Origin of the sequence: Enterococcus villorum (assembly GCF_007990225.1) — a bacterium.
Classification (GTDB): domain Bacteria; phylum Bacillota; class Bacilli; order Lactobacillales; family Enterococcaceae; genus Enterococcus_B; species Enterococcus_B villorum.
This window is the reverse complement of the sequence record NZ_BJWF01000031.1, coordinates 17,007-33,120: the sequence shown is the minus strand read 5'-3', so window position 1 is coordinate 33,120 and position 16,114 is coordinate 17,007. Positions and strand designations below refer to the sequence as shown.

Annotated in this window: 14 protein-coding genes and 1 pseudogene; 13 read left to right on the top strand and 2 right to left on the bottom strand. The window is 33.8% G+C overall.

Going from position 1 to position 16,114, the window contains the following annotated elements:
• The first annotated feature begins 353 nt into the window (after positions 1-353).
• From msrA to EVI01_RS10210, 8 genes are all read left to right on the top strand, one after another.
• Entirely contained in the window at positions 354-1,148 is a 795-nt protein-coding gene (gene msrA, locus EVI01_RS10245) for a peptide-methionine (S)-S-oxide reductase MsrA (RefSeq protein ID WP_010750224.1), read from the top strand.
• Between the two features lie 250 nt (positions 1,149-1,398).
• Complete coding sequence (locus EVI01_RS10240; protein ID WP_174270058.1) at positions 1,399-2,358, top strand: aldo/keto reductase; 960 nt, start codon at positions 1,399-1,401, stop codon at positions 2,356-2,358.
• 50 nt (positions 2,359-2,408) lie between these two features.
• Positions 2,409-3,083, top strand: a complete 675-nt coding sequence (locus EVI01_RS10235; protein WP_010750226.1) for a DUF1003 domain-containing protein — start codon at positions 2,409-2,411, stop codon at positions 3,081-3,083.
• Between the two features lie 307 nt (positions 3,084-3,390).
• On the top strand, positions 3,391-3,711 hold the full coding sequence (locus EVI01_RS10230) for a PTS sugar transporter subunit IIB (RefSeq protein ID WP_010750227.1): 321 nt from the start codon (positions 3,391-3,393) through the stop codon (positions 3,709-3,711).
• A 19-nt stretch (positions 3,712-3,730) separates the two neighbouring features.
• A complete protein-coding gene (locus EVI01_RS10225) occupies positions 3,731-4,048 on the top strand; it encodes a PTS lactose/cellobiose transporter subunit IIA (protein ID WP_010750228.1) in 318 nt (105 codons plus the stop codon).
• Between the two features lie 33 nt (positions 4,049-4,081).
• The gene (locus tag EVI01_RS10220; RefSeq protein WP_010750229.1) at positions 4,082-5,335 is read left to right on the top strand and encodes a PTS sugar transporter subunit IIC; all 1,254 of its coding nucleotides are present in this window, start codon (positions 4,082-4,084) and stop codon (positions 5,333-5,335) included.
• A 309-nt stretch (positions 5,336-5,644) separates the two neighbouring features.
• The gene (locus EVI01_RS10215) at positions 5,645-6,109 is read left to right on the top strand and encodes a GNAT family N-acetyltransferase (protein WP_010750230.1); all 465 of its coding nucleotides are present in this window, start codon (positions 5,645-5,647) and stop codon (positions 6,107-6,109) included.
• Positions 6,110-6,549: 440 nt separating this feature from the next.
• Entirely contained in the window at positions 6,550-7,425 is an 876-nt protein-coding gene (locus EVI01_RS10210; protein WP_010750231.1) for a hypothetical protein, read from the top strand.
• 107 nt (positions 7,426-7,532) lie between these two features.
• Here EVI01_RS10210 and EVI01_RS10205 read toward each other — a convergent pair whose 3' ends face one another.
• Positions 7,533-9,248: an oleate hydratase gene (locus EVI01_RS10205; RefSeq protein ID WP_010750232.1), complete on the bottom strand. Its 1,716-nt coding sequence runs from the start codon at positions 9,246-9,248 to the stop codon at positions 7,533-7,535.
• Positions 9,249-9,299: 51 nt separating this feature from the next.
• On the bottom strand, positions 9,300-9,428 hold the full coding sequence (locus EVI01_RS10200) for a hypothetical protein (protein WP_010750233.1): 129 nt from the start codon (positions 9,426-9,428) through the stop codon (positions 9,300-9,302).
• Positions 9,429-9,854: 426 nt separating this feature from the next.
• On the opposite strand from EVI01_RS10200, the gene EVI01_RS10195 reads away from it, so the two are divergent.
• The 5 genes and pseudogenes from EVI01_RS10195 (at position 9,855) to csn2 (ending at position 15,971) form a co-directional block, all read left to right on the top strand.
• A complete protein-coding gene (locus EVI01_RS10195; protein ID WP_025481466.1) occupies positions 9,855-10,115 on the top strand; it encodes a hypothetical protein in 261 nt (86 codons plus the stop codon).
• A gap of 7 nt (positions 10,116-10,122) precedes the next feature.
• The gene (gene cas9, locus EVI01_RS10190; protein WP_010750235.1) at positions 10,123-14,142 is read left to right on the top strand and encodes a type II CRISPR RNA-guided endonuclease Cas9; all 4,020 of its coding nucleotides are present in this window, start codon (positions 10,123-10,125) and stop codon (positions 14,140-14,142) included.
• Entirely contained in the window at positions 14,124-14,993 is an 870-nt protein-coding gene (cas1, locus tag EVI01_RS10185; protein WP_010750236.1) for a type II CRISPR-associated endonuclease Cas1, read from the top strand. Before cas9 ends, cas1 begins: the two co-directional genes overlap by 19 nt.
• Positions 14,990-15,334, top strand: a pseudogene (gene cas2 / locus EVI01_RS10180) (CRISPR-associated endonuclease Cas2). Before cas1 ends, cas2 begins: the two are co-directional and overlap by 4 nt.
• On the top strand, positions 15,324-15,971 hold the full coding sequence (gene csn2, locus EVI01_RS10175; RefSeq protein WP_010750238.1) for a type II-A CRISPR-associated protein Csn2: 648 nt from the start codon (positions 15,324-15,326) through the stop codon (positions 15,969-15,971). Before cas2 ends, csn2 begins: the two are co-directional and overlap by 11 nt.
• Positions 15,972-16,114 lie beyond the last annotated feature (143 nt).

Sequence of the window (16,114 nt, the reverse complement as noted above, 5' to 3'; positions counted from 1 at the left end):
AATACTCAGAGCTAAGCGGCTCTGTCACAACCTATCCACGGTGTTCGAAGACTTGCATCTGCGGCAATAAGTCCAAACAGAGGAAAAATATGAGGAGCTATTTTTCTCTGTTCGTTCTTATTGCTTGATGCAGACCAGTCTTCTCACAACCTATCCACGGTGTTCAAAGCATTGCTTCTGCGAAAATTAAGCCCAAAAATGCAAAAATATGGAAAGCTATTTTCGCATTTTCGTTCTTAATTCTTGAAGCAGACCATGCTTTTCACAACCTTTATCAAACAATCCATTCGCGTTTTTAATGATTTCGTGTTACATTCAGGGCAAATTTTATCTAAAAAATGGAAGTGATCACTATGGAGAATGAGGAAACAATAGCTGAGTTATATAATTTGATTTTAAATCCTCATACACGTGAATGGGAACGCAAGCAATTAATCGAGGCTAAAAATCAGTTAGCAAAGAGGAGACAAGTGAATCAAGTGTTGGATACATTAGAAGCTTCTTTGCGTCCGCTTGCGGTCAGAGAAAATTTGACCCCGGATGTGATGGATTTCTATTTAAAGATCACAAATAGTGTCAAAAATCCAACGACTTATAATTTTTCACAACATCAGATAACTGATAGTGATCATCAAGAAAGAGCTGTATTTGCTGGTGGCTGTTTTTGGTGTATGGTTGAACCATTTGAAACGAGAAAAGGAATTCTTTCAGTTTTATCCGGTTATACAGGTGGTCAGACGGAAAATCCAAGTTATGATCAAGTCAACAGTGGGACAACGGGGCATGTTGAAGCAGTGGAAATTATTTTTGATAATCGAATTGTTAGCTATGAAGAGTTGCTGGCTATTTTTTGGCAAATCACAGATCCAACAGATGCTTTTGGTCAATTCCAAGATCGAGGAACGCAATATCGTTCGATTATCTTCGTTGAAAATGATCAGCAAAAAGTACTAGCAGAAAAATCCAAACAACGATTAAGTGAATCAAACGTTTTTAAGAAACCGATCGTTACCGAAATTAGAGAAGCGCAACCTTTTTGGCCAGCTGAAAATTATCATCAACAATTTTATAAAAAGCAGCCAAAACGCTATAAAAAAATCATGCGTGGTAGACAACAACTACGTTTTTTCAATCACTTATCTAAATAGGAAGAAAAAGACCGCCAGATAAAATTAGCTGTTTTATGATAATTAGTGGGAATGAACATTTTTGATCACTAAAGTAGGAAAGAAATCGCCATTTCCTAGAAACAAAGGTATAATTTACGTATAACTTGTATTTTTGAGAAATGGGATAAACGAATACAGGTAACAAAAAAACAATTATTTGTTACCGCTTACCAAACTACTGCAGGAGGAAATCTACATGTATTCAGCACATCAAGATGGATACGAACACATGATTTACCGAAGAACAGGAAACTCAGGATTAAAACTCCCCTTATTATCATTAGGTTTATGGCAAAATTTTGGTGACTATGATCCAATAAGCAATCAACGCGAAATTTTAAGAGGAGCCTTTGACATGGGGATCACGCATTTTGATTTGGCAAATAATTATGGTGGTCCGGCAGGAGCAGCAGAAAAAAATTTCGGGCGTATTTTTAAAGAGGATTTCCAAACGTATCGAGATGAAATCGTTATTTCAAGTAAAGCTGGTTATCATATGTGGGATGGGCCTTATGGAGAATGGGGATCACGTAAGTCTATTATCGCTAGTTGTGACCAAAGCTTACGACGGATGGGTTTAGAGTATGTCGATATTTTCTATCATCACCGTCCAGATCCAGAAACACCTTTGGAAGAAACAGCAGAAGCATTGTCACAATTGGTACGTCAAGGTAAAGCATTGTATATTGGCATTTCTAATTATAATGGTAGAGATACCAAAAATATGTATAACATCTTGCGAAAAAAAGAAGTTCCTTTTATTATCCATCAAATGCGGTATAACATGTTTTCTAAAGAATTACTAGAAGAAGAGCTTGCACCAGTTCTTGAAGAAACAGGGCTTGGGGCGATTACATTTAGTCCTTTAGCGCAAGGTTTGTTGACAAAACGTTATTTACATGGCATACCGGAAGATTCAAGAGCACACCGAAAAGAAATACCTTTTCTTTCGGAAGAACAAGTAACCCCAACTTTGCACAAAATTAAGTTACTGCAAGAACTGGCAGAAACACGCAATCAATCACTTGCCCAAATGGCATTGGCATGGAATCTACGCCAAAAATCAGTTACCAGTGTACTTGTGGGTGCTAGCCGTCTGAGTCAGTTGCAAGAAAGTGTTCGCATGATGGATCATTTGTCCTTCTCAAAGGAAGAAGAACAGAAAATTGGAAAAATTTTACAATCATAAATCATTGAGCGTATACTTTTGGTAAAAGGAAATAAATGCGGAGGAAATATATGGCTCATAAAGATTATGTGTATCTAAAAACGATTGATGCAGAGATTCGTTCTTTTATCTTGAAAAAAAATGAAAAGTTGACCGTTGAATCAAAGATTCCTTTCATTACTTTTATGAACTATCACTTTGAGTACATAAAAGAAAAAATCCTTCAAGATCAAAATGAAACAAAAAAAATCAATCAACAAATGTTACAACAGTTAAACAACAAACAAATTATTAGTCAAAATTTAAACGCTACCATTAATCAAAAAGTAACTTTTGGACAAAAAGCAGCAGATGCCATCGCAAAATTTGGCGGAAGTTGGCCCTTTATCTTTATCTTTCTACTTGTTTTGGCTAGTTGGATTTTATTGAATTCTTTACACTTTTTTGGCGTATCATTTGATAACTATCCTTTTATTCTACTTAATTTAGTTCTTTCTTGTTTGGCGGCTGTTCAAGCCCCGATTATTATGATGAGTCAAAATCGACAAGCAGCGAGAGACCGCATCGCAGCTGATCACGATTATCAAACAAATTTGAAAGCAGAGTTAGAAATAAGTTTGTTACATGAAAAAATTGATTATTTAATGTCACAACAATGGCAACAAATGCTGGAATTACAACAATTGCAAATTGAATTACTGACACAACTGACTGAAAAATCTCCAGGAAATAAAACGACATCGTAAAGAGAAGCTGTCTCAATCTTAACAACAGATTCACCTTAAAATAAGCTGGCATTTCTAAAAGTTCTTTCTTTTTGAGAAATATCGGCTTATTTTTTGTGTTCTTTCTTTTCTTACGATTAATTACATAAGTTATGTTAAAAAAGCAATGTTTACACACTAGGTTTAGTGTGCAAATTTTAAAAAAGTGTGTATGTAAAATTTAATCATTTGAAAACGTTAGCACAAAAAGGAATAAAGCGCTTTAAAAGTTGGCACGATAATTGCTTTATATAAAAGTGTAAGAAACAAGAAAGGGAAGTGTGTTTTAATGGAAAAGAAAACAATTATGCTAGTATGTTCAGCTGGAATGAGTACGAGTTTGCTTGTAACAAAAATGCAAAAAGCAGCAGAAGAAAAAGGAATGGATGCAGATATTTTTGCAGTATCAGCCTCAGATGCGGATAATCAACTAGAATCAAAAAATGTAGATGTTTTACTTTTAGGACCACAAGTTCGCTTTATGCAAAATCAATTTGCCGAAAAACTTGCTCCTAAAGGCATTCCATTGGATGTTATTAATATGCAAGACTATGGAATGATGAATGGTGCCAAAGTATTAGAGCAAGCGGAATCTTTAATTAATAAATAAGACAATGGGGGAAACAACAATGCAAGACCAGAAAAATCTTGAAGCAATCATGGGTTTGATTATGTTTGGTGGCAATGCAAAAAGCGATGCAATGGAAGCGATTGCTGCAGCAAAAAAAGGAGACTTTGATTTAGCTGATACAAAAATCAAAGATGCTGAAGAATCTTTAGTGCAAGCACATCATTCACAAACTGAAATGTTAACGCAAGAAGCACAAGGGGATCATATGCAAGTGACTTTATTAACAGTCCACAGTCAAGATCATTTAATGACATCAATTGCTTTCACTGATTTGGCCAAAGAAATCATCGATTTATATCGACGTTTAGATGCTTAAAGTAAAACGGTAAAATAGAAAAGAGGAAGAAATATGGATAAATTTGTTGCATTTATGGAGAAACATTTTATACCAGTGGCATCAAAAATTGGTGCCCAACGACATTTAGTGGCCATTCGTGATTCATTTATGGTCAGCATGCCACTAATGATTTTAGGTGCTTTAGCTGTCATGATCAATAATCTCCCTATTCCTGGATTCCAAGAATTGATGAACTCAATTTTTGGTGGGGAAGCTTGGAAAGGCTTCGGAGCAGCTGCTTGGAACGGAACATTTGCTATTCTTTCAGTTTTAATTGCTTTCTTATTAGCTTATCATTTGGCAAATGGTTACCGTAAAGACGGCGTGTCTGCGGGAGTTATTTCTTTAGGTTCATTCTTTGCACTAGGCGGCGCATTGGGCATGAGCTCAAATGGTTTATTTATTGCTATTATTGTTGGGATTATTTCAACTGAAATCTTCGTTCGTTTAAGTGGAAATGAAAAACTAATTATCAAAATGCCTGATGGTGTACCACCAGCAGTAGCAAAAGCTTTTGCTTCATTATTACCGGCAATGATTACGATCTCATTGTTTTCTTTAGTCGCAGCGATCTTTGCTGCTTTTGGTGTGGATGATATCGTTGGCGCTTTTTATACAGCCGTTCAAGAACCATTTATGGGACTGGCAAACTCTTATCCATCTGCTTTATTATTAGCATTTATCACACCTTTCTTATGGTTCTTTGGTTTGCATGGTGCAAATATGGTCGATCCATTGATGCAAACAATCAACGCACCAGCAATTGAAGCAAATGTAAATGCCATTGCAGCAGGTCACAGTGCCCCATTCATCGTAAACAAACCATTCTTTGATAGTTTTGTTAACTTAGGTGGTACAGGTGCAACATTGGGTCTATTACTAGCTATTTATCTAGTAGGACGTAAAAACAAACCATACATGGTGGTCACAAACTTGTCTATTGCACCAGGTATTTTCAATATCAATGAACCGACAATGTTCGGTCTTCCAATCGTATTGAACCCAATTATGTTCATTCCGTTTATCTTAACGCCGATGGTCTTAGTATCTGTTGCTTATTTTGCTACTTCAACTGGCTTAGTTCCAGCTGCAACAGTGATGCCACCATGGGTAACACCACCAATTATTGGCGGAGTGTTAGCAACAAAAAGTATTGCGGGCGGTGTATTAGCTGCGGTAAACTTAATCTTATCTATCTTGATTTATCTACCATTCGTTAAAGTAGCGACTATTCAAGAAAGAAGAAAAGAAGCCTTAAATGGGTAAAAGCACATAGAATATTTAAATAAATATATTTTTTAAAACAAAGAAGCACATAGCATAAAGCAAAATGATGTTTAACAGAATCACTCTTTTTACGATTCATTGAATTTACAATAATAGAAGAAAACAGTTGCTAAGCACAGGAAGTGTCAAAGCAACTGTTTTTTTTTAATTTTTGTTCCTTACTTGCCTAGGGATAAGTGGCTCAGAAAACCAACGAAAATTAGCCATAATCTTTTAGAGGTTGTTAAAAAACTATTTTAATAACACTCGTGCTATAATAGTGCAAATATATAGGGAGTGAAGGACAAAATGGAAGGGTACGAGTTAATAAAACTAAGAGAACACCCCGAATGGATTGAGCAAGCAGCGCAGTGGTTTACTTCAAAATGGCACCTACCACTTTCTTTCTATCAAGAAAGTATGGCAGAATCGTTGCGACTAAAAAACGTGGTGCCACAATGGTATATCTTCATAACAGCAGAACAAAAAATCGTAGCTGGTGCAGGAGTGATTAACAATGACTTTCATGATCGTTCAGATTTGACGCCGAATCTATGTGCTTTATTTGTAGAAAAAGAGTATCGTAATCAGGGAATTGCCAAAGAGATTTTGGCAACTATTCGAAAGGATATGGAAAAATTAGGCGTACAGCAACTCTATTTAGCAACTGATTATAGTGGATTTTACGAAAAATATGATTGGCAATTTTTAACTATGGCGCAAGACAATGAAGGAATACCTGTTTATTTATATCAAATAAAGACAAAAGAATGAGGGGCACTCAGGAAAAGAAGACGAGGAATGTGATTTGTAGCAAAAGTGAAGGACAAAAGGTAAAAATCACTTGTGGTGTTTCTCGCTTTTGCCCTTCATTCTTTAGCAATTGTTCTGCGACTTTTGATCAAAAATCAATTTTGTAGGGACAATTTATCCTCCAATGACCACCCTAATGATTGCCACGTCACTGCTTTTATAAAAAAACTTATTTCTTTCAATGTAACACGTCATATACTTGATATATCAATAGATATTTTCATTCTAAAGGAGGATTATTTTTATAATGAATCGCTTTCGCTTAAAGAAAGAATATATTTAAAATAACACTGTTATTATTTATTTTTCGTTGAGCAGTACTTTTATTCGAAGTATAATAAATTTATATTTGTTTTTTTACTCACTATTGTTACAACAAAAATTTCAAAATGGAGGGCATTGTGGAGAAAGAAAAAAAAGATTTTAAGTTAAGAAAATTAATTGCAATGTTGATGTGCATAATTGCTTTGTTTATGATAATTGCCTCAGTTATAGTTAAACAAACCTTTTATGATCAAAATTTTTTATTAAATCAGATCGAAAAAACAAAGTACAGTGAATTAGTTGTAAAAGAAACGAGTAAAAATTTTAGTGAAGAAAATAAAGTAGAAAGTGAGTTTGCTGAAGTGATTGCCACTTCAATTTCACCGACCTTTATTAGTAAGTCACTAAAAACTTTTGTGCAACATACATATAATGAAAATGACGAGGATGAACAAAGTGACTTTGAGGACGTAGAGCAAGAAATAACTCGCGCAATTGATGGTTATGCCAAAAAGCATCAACTAACCATTGGGAAAGAAGAGGAAAATAAAATTGAATCAATGAAGTTTGAATTTATCTATCAACTTCAAAAAAATATAGGTGATCAGTATTTCGTTATTTTTATTGAAAATATTTTATCAGCTAAAGCAATTATCCTCCCCACTCTTTACATAGGCATCATACTTTTTGTTGTTTTCTCTTTCTATTTGATTTTCTTAATAAGAAAGCCAAGTTATCTCTTATTAAGATATAGCGCAATTGTTTTAGGGGTTTCGGGAAGTATGTGTTTACTTTTAGCAGGATTACTGTACATGAGGGATTTTTTTAAAAATATCGCTTTTCGCTCGCAAGCGATCTTGCACTTGATGACGAGTTATACAGAAAGTATTCTTTTATATTTTATGTTCGTAGGAACGATACTTGTAATCATCGCAGGAGGAATAGGATTAATCAGTGAAGTGATTCGAAGAAAACGGAATGAACAAACTATCGTGAAAAAAGAGAGATTATAGACGGATCAATGAACCGTTTCTTTCGTAAAAGTATGAGATGAGTATGATAAAAAAGCATCGATCGTAAGTTTCACAAAAAACTGACGGTCGACGCTTTTTTATTGTTCCTATCGGTCATGGTTAGGGGAATTATTCAAACATTTTTTTGCAGCACGCATCAAAGTGGGGATATCTTTGTCGTAACGTGGTGTTTTTACTAAACGAGACATTGGGATTCCGGCAAAATGAAAGGCAGCAATTTCACCAGATCGTACAGCACTTTGTTCCGTAAAAATCATTTGGTAAGGTTGTTCCACAAATTCTCCGGTGAACGCTAAGTTTGTTGAATGTTGAGGAATAACTTTAGGACGATCGCTTTTTGCACGATTGTTAAACAAAGCGGAAGCATAAGGCATATATACTGGGATATTATTGATGACACTTTCAAAAATTTCGGTCTCTTTTGTCCGTATATTTTCGGGTCCAGGATCAACTTTAGAGAGTTGTCCAATTAATTCTTCTAGCATTTCTTTTCCGTTCATCTTAATATATTGTTTATCCACAAATTCTCCACGGCGTCTAGGATATAAGAAATAACCCCAAATGACGGTTTCGTTTGGTTTTTGTGAAGTAAAGTGTGGTTGATGATGAACAACGATTGACATATTAACATCTTTTTGTCCGAGTGGCGTGATTGGTGTGGTTGAAATAAATGAATTTAACGCATTACCAGGTACTTGTGTAGTGATGCGAGTAATTTCATTTAAAAGTAAGTGATTTTTAGTTGTTAAAGTAAAACTTACCCATTCACTGGCATCACGATCAGCAAAAAATTTGTCTGGGTTGCCTAAGTTATAGAAACGTTCACTTGCTTTTTTCCATAAACCTGAAGCCGCACCATAATCCATATTTTCAACAGCAGGGGTCTCATAATCACCTAATGTGGCGGAATCAGTAATTGATCCATTTGTGAAAAGTACCGCTGTATCACCATCTACATCAACGTGTTCTTCTTCATTTGTCCGTGTATTGATCATTTTTAATCCAGTAACCGTGATTTCATCTTGCATAGGTGTTTCTTTAAATTCCCAGTCTACGACACGACGATTTAAAATGATTTGACACCCTTGTTCTTTTAAATAATTGATCAATGGCAACATAATACTTTCATATTGGTTGTAGCGTGTTCGGTTGACGCCTACCAAATGCTCAATTTGTGTAAATTCATAAATCATTTGATGCATGTAACGGCGTAGTTCTTGGGCAGAACTACGTGTACGAAAAGCAAAAGTCGTTTCCCACATAAACCAAAAATTTGTTTCAAAAAAATGAGGGTCATCTTTGAAATATTCTTCAATCGTCACATTATCTAATTTTTCTTCTTCTGAATCAGGCATAGCAATTAATTTGGTCAATAATAAGCGATCTTTATTATTGAAGCCTAGTTTCCCACCATCGATAATTCCTTTTCCGCCTTCCATCAAACGTGCTTTATCAAATGTACGATGCTTGGCATCAAAATCTCTTGTATCTTCTTCTGCGGTCATTCCTGGTTCAGTGACAGAAGGGATGCGACTCAATAAATCCATCAAATCGACATATGTCCGATAATTGAGCATACGTCCACCACGTGCCACATAACCTTTTTGATTTTCTAGAGGATGGTTTTTGTTCCAGTATTCATCAACTACCGTATTAGTTGGGGCACCATCATTTGAGCCATGATCATCTAGAGAATAAAATGTAATCTGATCACCACGCCATTTTCCTTCTTGAATCAAATAAACAGCAGCTGCCATATTGGCGATACCTGCACCAATCATTATTGCTTTACTTTTTCTCATTGTGATTCCTCCAATGTTTTACAAGTGAACAGTTCCATACATTATTTCTTTCTAGATAGATTCATATTCATCATACAGATGGCTGTCATCTTCTAATAAACCAGTTTTTTTCCCAAGATAAACCGCACCTAATGTAAGTAAACCTAGTCCAATTCCTACCTTGATCCATTTTTTACTCATAAAAAATCCCTCCATTCTTATTTGGTCCTTCTATGTAAAAGCATAGAACCTTTTATTTTAAATGCCAAATGATAGGGTAAGTAAAAAAAACATTTTTGGACAGATTGTTAGTAGTGTCTAATTTTTTATAGGAAAAATTTTTGTAAAAGAATATACCACAAGAAAAGTAGTTTTTTCATTTCAAAGAAAAATTTGTCAGAAGAAGTATAAGAGGTGGGAGAAAACAAGGCTTTTTTATTTGTTATTTATTTTATATTATTTTTTATGAATGTGTGTGATTTATAAAAAGATTTTAAAAGGAAAAATGTAGATAAATGCTTGATTTTATTACTGTAGTTATTTAATTTTGTTCAACTTAGATAATTCATGTCATTTGATACAACGGATGAAAAAAACAGTTATTATAAAATTAGTTTGTGTTATAGTATGGGTATCAATTTAGCTGGTTGTTTGACATTATTTGGACAAAATAAAAAAGCACCGAGAACAGTGCTTGCTTCAATAGCTGGATACGGACAAAGCCTTATTTTAACTTGCTATGTTGATTTGAATGCTACCAACAGTTTTATTATACTAAAAATTAGAACGGTTACAAGTGGGAAAGATAAAAATTTACATAATGGTAAAAAAGAAAAGGCAAATTCATTAAAGTGCACATGGTCACAAATTTTAATAATGAAAGGATAAGGAAAAGATGAATAAAGCATATACGTTAGGATTAGATATCGGGACCAATTCAGTAGGGTGGGCAGTTGTAACAGATGATTACCGCTTGATGGCAAAAAAAATGCCTGTCCATAGCAAGATGGAGAAGAAAAAAATAAAGAAAAATTTTTGGGGCGCACGCTTATTTGATGAAGGGCAAACAGCAGAAGAAAGAAGAAATAAGCGCGCAACTCGCCGTAGATTGAGACGTAGAAAATACCGCATATTGGAATTACAGAAAATTTTTTCAGAAGAAATCTTAAAAAAAGATAGCCATTTTTTTGCACGATTAGATGAAAGTTTTTTAATTCCAGAAGACAAACAGTATGCACGTTTCCCTATTTTTCCAACATTACTAGAAGAAAAAGCTTATTATCAAAATTATCCAACCATTTATCATTTGCGTCAAAAATTGGCTGATTCTACAGAAAAAGCAGATATTCGGTTGGTTTATCTGGCTTTAGCACACATGATAAAATACCGAGGCCACTTTTTATTTGAGGGAGAATTGGATACGGAAAATACATCTGTGGAAGAAACGTTTAAAGAATTTATAGATATTTATAATGAACAATTTGAAGAAGGTATCATCTTCTATAAAGATATCCCTTTGATTTTGACAGATAAACTATCTAAATCAAAAAAAGTAGAAAAAATCCTTCAGTATTACCCTAAGGAAAAAACAACTGGCTGTCTTGCACAATTTTTAAAATTGATTGTTGGGAATCAAGGGAATTTTAAACAAGCATTTCATTTAGATGAAGAGGTTAAAATCCAAATTTCAAAGGAAACTTATGAAGAAGATCTTGAAAAATTATTGAGAAAAAGCAATGAAGAAATGATTGATGTGTTTCTTCAGGTAAAAAAAGTTTATGATGCTATTTTGCTTTCTGATATTCTTTCAACAAAAATGAAGGATACAAAAGCAAAATTGTCAGCAGGAATGATTGAACGCTATCAAAACCATAAAAAAGATTTAGAAGAATTAAAACAGTTTGTGAGAGCCCATCTTCATGAGAAAGTGACTGTTTTTTTCAAAGACAGCTCTAAAGATGGTTATGCTGGCTATATTGATGGAAAAACAACGCAAGCCGACTTTTATAAATTTCTCAAAAAAGAGTTGACTGGTGTTCCAGGAAGTGAGCCAATGCTGGCAAAAATCGATCAGGAAAATTTTTTATTGAAGCAACGGACACCGACAAATGGTGTTATACCTCATCAAGTACATTTAACGGAATTTAAGGCGATTATTGACCAACAAAAGCAATATTATCCATTTTTAGAAAAGTCAAAAGAAAAAATGATTCAGTTACTAACCTTTCGTATTCCTTATTACGTGGGACCTTTAGCACAAGACAAAGAAACCAGTTCATTTGCGTGGTTGGAAAGAAAAACAACTGAAAAAATAAAACCTTGGAATGCGAAAGATGTCATTGATTATGGCGCTTCAGCAACAAAATTCATTCAGCGAATGATTAATTACGACACATATCTCCCAACAGAAAAAGTTTTACCTAAGTATAGTATGCTTTACCAAAAATACACCATTTTTAATGAACTAACAAAAGTCGCCTATAAGGATGATCGAGGGATAAAACATCAATTTTCAAGTGAAGAAAAGCTGAGAATCTTTCAAGAACTTTTCAAAAAACAACGAAGGGTCACAAAGAAAAAATTACAACATTTTCTTTCTGCTAACTACAATATTGAAGATGCAGAAATTTTAGGTGTAGATAAAGTATTCAATTCTTCTTATGCGACATACCATGATTTTTTGGAGCTAGCTAAACCATACACAGAAAAAATAATAGAATTGTTGGAACAACCGGAAATGGAAGAAATGTTCGAAGATATCGTGAAGATAATCACTATTTTTGAGGATCGAGAAATGGTTAGGACACAATTAAAAAAATACCAACGTATTTTAGGTGAGGAAATTTTTAAGAAACTAGTAAAGAAAAAATACACGGGATGGGGACGTTTATCCAAACGATTGATTAACGGAATAAGAGATCAGAAAACCAACAAAACAATCTTAGATTATTTGATCAATGACGATGATTTTCCTTATAATCGTAACCGCAATTTTATGCAACTGATCAATGATGATCATTTGTCCTTCAAGGAAGAAATCGCAAAAGAATTAACTTTATCAGACAAACAATCACTATTAGAAGTTGTTGAAGCAATCCCTGGTAGCCCAGCTATTAAAAAAGGAATCTGGCAAACGCTTAAAATTGTTGAGGAATTAATTGCGATCATTGGCTATAAACCTAAAAATATCGTGATTGAAATGGCCCGTGAGAACCAAACAACTACAGGCGGGAAAAATCGTTCAAAACCACGGTTAAAATCATTAGAAGAAGCGTTAAAAAATTTTGATAGTCAATTACTGAAAGAACGACCTGTAGATAACCAATCCCTTCAAAAAGATCGTTTGTATCTCTATTATTTGCAAAATGGAAAAGATATGTATACAGGAGAATCGTTAGATATTGATCGACTTTCTGAATATGATATTGATCACATCATACCAAGAAGTTTTATCGTTGATCATTCACTTGATAATAAGGTGCTAGTTTCCTCTAAAGAAAATCGGTTAAAAAAGGATGATGTTCCAGATAGTAAGGTAGTTAAACGTATGAAAGCTTACTGGGAAAAATTATTAAGAGCAAACTTGATTAGTGAACGAAAATTCTCCTATTTGACGAAATTAGAATTAACAGACGACGACAAGGCAAGATTTATTCAACGACAATTAGTTGAGACTCGACAAATCACTAAACATGTTGCTGCTATTTTGCATCAATACTTTAATCAAACCCAAGAACTCGAAAAAGAGAAAGACATACGGATCATTACCTTGAAATCATCTTTAGTTAGTCAATTTAGACAAGTTTTTGGTATCCATAAAGTGCGAGAAATCAATCATCATCATCATGCTCACGATGCATATTTAAACGCAGTGGTCGCTCTTGCATTATTGAAAAAATATCCTAGATTGGCACCTGAATTTGTATATGGAAGTTTCGCTAAGTTCCATTTAGTAAAAGAAAATAAAGCAACAGCCAAAAAAGAATTTTATTCGAATATCTTAAAATTCTTTGAAAAAGAGGAACAATTTTGTGATGAGAATGGGGAGATTTTTTGGGACAAAAGAAAGCATATCCAACAAATCAAAAAAGTGATCAGTTCACATCAAGTCAATATTGTCAAAAAAGTAGAGGTTCAAACAGGTAGTTTTTACAAAGAAACGGTAAATACTAAAGAAAAACCAGATAAATTGATTAAAAGGAAAAATAATTGGGATGTGACAAAATATGGAGGATTTGGCAGTCCAGTAGTAGCTTATGCAGTGGTATTTACTTACGAAAAAGGAAAGAACCACAAGAAAGCAAAGGCAATCGAAGGAATCACAATCATGGAACAAGCTTTATTTGAAAAAGATCCTATTTCTTTCTTAATAGAAAAGGGATATTCAAATGTCAACCAGTTTATCAAATTACCTAAATATACTTTATTTGAATTAGCAAATGGACAACGCAGAATGCTTGCTAGTCATCAGGAATTACAAAAAGCCAATTCATTTATCTTACCAGAAAAACTTGTGACACTCCTTTATCATGCGAACCATTATGACGAAATTGCCTATAAAGATAGCTATGATTATGTGAATGAACATTTCTCAAATTTTCAGGATATTTTAGATAAAGTCATTATTTTTGCAGAAAAATATACGTCAGCTCCTCAAAAGTTGAATCAGATTATTGCAACGTATGAAAAAAATCAAGAAGCTGATAGGAAGATAATGGCTCACTCTTTTGTCAACTTAATGCAATTTAACGCATTAGGTGCTCCAGCAGATTTCAAGTTTTTCGATACTACGATTACAAGAAAAAGATATACAAGTCTAACAGAAATATGGCAGTCAACCATTATCTATCAGTCGGTTACTGGATTATATGAAACGAGGAGAAGGATGGCAGACTTATGGGATGGCGTACAGTAATCGTCAATACACATTCAAAATTGACGTATATGAATAATCATTTAATTTTTAAAGACACAAAAAAAGTTGAAAAGATTCACCTTTCAGAAATTGATGTTTTATTTTTAGAAACAACGGATATCACGCTGACAACGATGCTGATAAAACGTTTGATAGACGAAAAAATATTGGTTGTTTTTTGTGATGATAAGCGTTTGCCTACAGCTAAATTGATGCCATTTTATGGACGCCACGACAGTAGTTTACAATTGGCAAAACAAATGCAATGGACAACAGAAGCAAAAGGAAATATCTGGACAGAGATCATCGCTCAAAAGATCCAAAATCAAAGCTGTTTTTTGCAAGTAAATGGTTTTCATGAAAAAGCTCAAGCCCTTTTACGTTTACATGATGGACTAGAAATATTTGATCCAAATAATCGGGAAGGACATTCAGCAAGGATTTATTTTCAAACATTGTTTGGCAATCAATTTACCCGTGAGGCTTCGACAGAAATCAATGCCAGTCTAGACTATGGATATACTTTAATTCTGAGTTTATTTGCAAGAGAAATCGTTAAAAATGGATGTATGACACAATTTGGGTTAAAACATGCTAATCAGTTTAATGATTTTAATTTGGCCAGTGATTTGATGGAACCTTTTCGTCCTTTAGTAGATCAAATTGTATTTATGTATCAGGAAAAAGCATTCCCAATTATCAAAAGAAGGTTGTTTGATTTGTTTTTGACAAAATATACGTACGGTAAGAAAGAGATGTTTTTAACAAATATTGTATCTGATTATACGAATAAAATAATCAAGTCGTTGAACCATAATGAACTGAAAGGAGTTCCTAAATTTAGGATATGAGTTATCGTTATATGAGAATGATATTGATGTTTGACATGCCTACTGATTCCAGTGATGACCGCAAAGCTTATTGAAAGTTTAGGAAATTTTTGTTGAGTGAGGGTTTTATTATGCACCAGTTTTCTGTATATAGTAAGTTGTTGTTAAATAATACGGCTAGTCAAGCAATGCTAGGTAGACTGAAAGTAAATAACCCTAAAAAAGGCATGGTTACATTATTAACTATCACTGAAAAACAATTTGCGCGAATGGTTTATCTAAATGGTGAAAGAGACGTTAGCATAGCTAATTCTGATCAACGTATAATATTTCTGGGAGAGGACTTAGATGATGAATCTTAATTTTCCTTTATTGGATCAACCAGTAAAAATTAAAAATGGAACATTCTTTATTATCGAAGATGTCACTGTATTTGCCAACGTCATCGCATGGTTTTATCGCTATGAGGGAGAGGGGAAACTAAAATTATTTAATGATCAGTACCAGAAATTAAAAGCCACCGAAATAATGATTGTAACAGATATTTTAGGATTTGATGTAAATTCATCAGCGATGCTAAAGCTTATTTATGCAGATTTAGAGCAACAACTAAACGTAAAGATTGAAGTGAAAACAAAAATTGAACAATTGACCACCACTCTAAGTGAGCTGATTGACTATGAACTTTTGGATCATGATTTGGACTTGGTACATGATGAGATGACTATTTTAGAATTGTTTAAAGTGCTGGGTATAAAGATCGAAACAAAAAAGGTTACCATTTTCGAGAAGATGTTGGAAATTCTACAGGTGTATAAATATCTTTCCAAAAAGAAATTATTGATTTTTATTAACAGTTGCGCCTATTTAACAGCCGAAGAAATAGAAGAGTTACAAAATTATATCTCTTTGTGCAACATGGATGTTCTATTTCTTGAGCCTCGCAAAATTCAGGGAATAGCACAAACGATTTTAGACAGAGACTATTTTTTAACCTGAAAAATATGTTACAATGAATTTAAGAAAAATGATTTAAAATAATCTACAAGCATTCAAGACGAAAGTTTTGCTATGGACGAGTAGCTTGATGACAAATCAACGTAGAATTTTTTTCTGCGAGGTTTTAGAGCTATGTTGTTTTG

Excerpts from the sequence above, each read along its gene's own strand:
- msrA (WP_010750224.1), top strand. The coding sequence starts at position 354 with ATGGAGAATGAGGAAACAATAGCTGAGTTATATAATTTGATTTTAAAT.
- EVI01_RS10240 (WP_174270058.1), top strand. The coding sequence starts at position 1,399 with ATGATTTACCGAAGAACAGGAAACTCAGGATTAAAACTCCCCTTATTA.
- EVI01_RS10235 (WP_010750226.1), top strand. The coding sequence starts at position 2,409 with ATGGCTCATAAAGATTATGTGTATCTAAAAACGATTGATGCAGAGATT.
- EVI01_RS10230 (WP_010750227.1), top strand. The coding sequence starts at position 3,391 with ATGGAAAAGAAAACAATTATGCTAGTATGTTCAGCTGGAATGAGTACG.
- EVI01_RS10225 (WP_010750228.1), top strand. The coding sequence starts at position 3,731 with ATGCAAGACCAGAAAAATCTTGAAGCAATCATGGGTTTGATTATGTTT.
- EVI01_RS10220 (WP_010750229.1), top strand. The coding sequence starts at position 4,082 with ATGGATAAATTTGTTGCATTTATGGAGAAACATTTTATACCAGTGGCA.
- EVI01_RS10215 (WP_010750230.1), top strand. The coding sequence starts at position 5,645 with ATGGAAGGGTACGAGTTAATAAAACTAAGAGAACACCCCGAATGGATT.
- EVI01_RS10205 (WP_010750232.1), bottom strand. The coding sequence starts at position 9,248 with ATGAGAAAAAGTAAAGCAATAATGATTGGTGCAGGTATCGCCAATATG.
- EVI01_RS10200 (WP_010750233.1), bottom strand. The coding sequence starts at position 9,428 with ATGAGTAAAAAATGGATCAAGGTAGGAATTGGACTAGGTTTACTTACA.
- EVI01_RS10195 (WP_025481466.1), top strand. The coding sequence starts at position 9,855 with ATGGGTATCAATTTAGCTGGTTGTTTGACATTATTTGGACAAAATAAA.
- cas9 (WP_010750235.1), top strand. The coding sequence starts at position 10,123 with ATGAATAAAGCATATACGTTAGGATTAGATATCGGGACCAATTCAGTA.
- cas1 (WP_010750236.1), top strand. The coding sequence starts at position 14,124 with ATGGGATGGCGTACAGTAATCGTCAATACACATTCAAAATTGACGTAT.
- csn2 (WP_010750238.1), top strand. The coding sequence starts at position 15,324 with ATGAATCTTAATTTTCCTTTATTGGATCAACCAGTAAAAATTAAAAAT.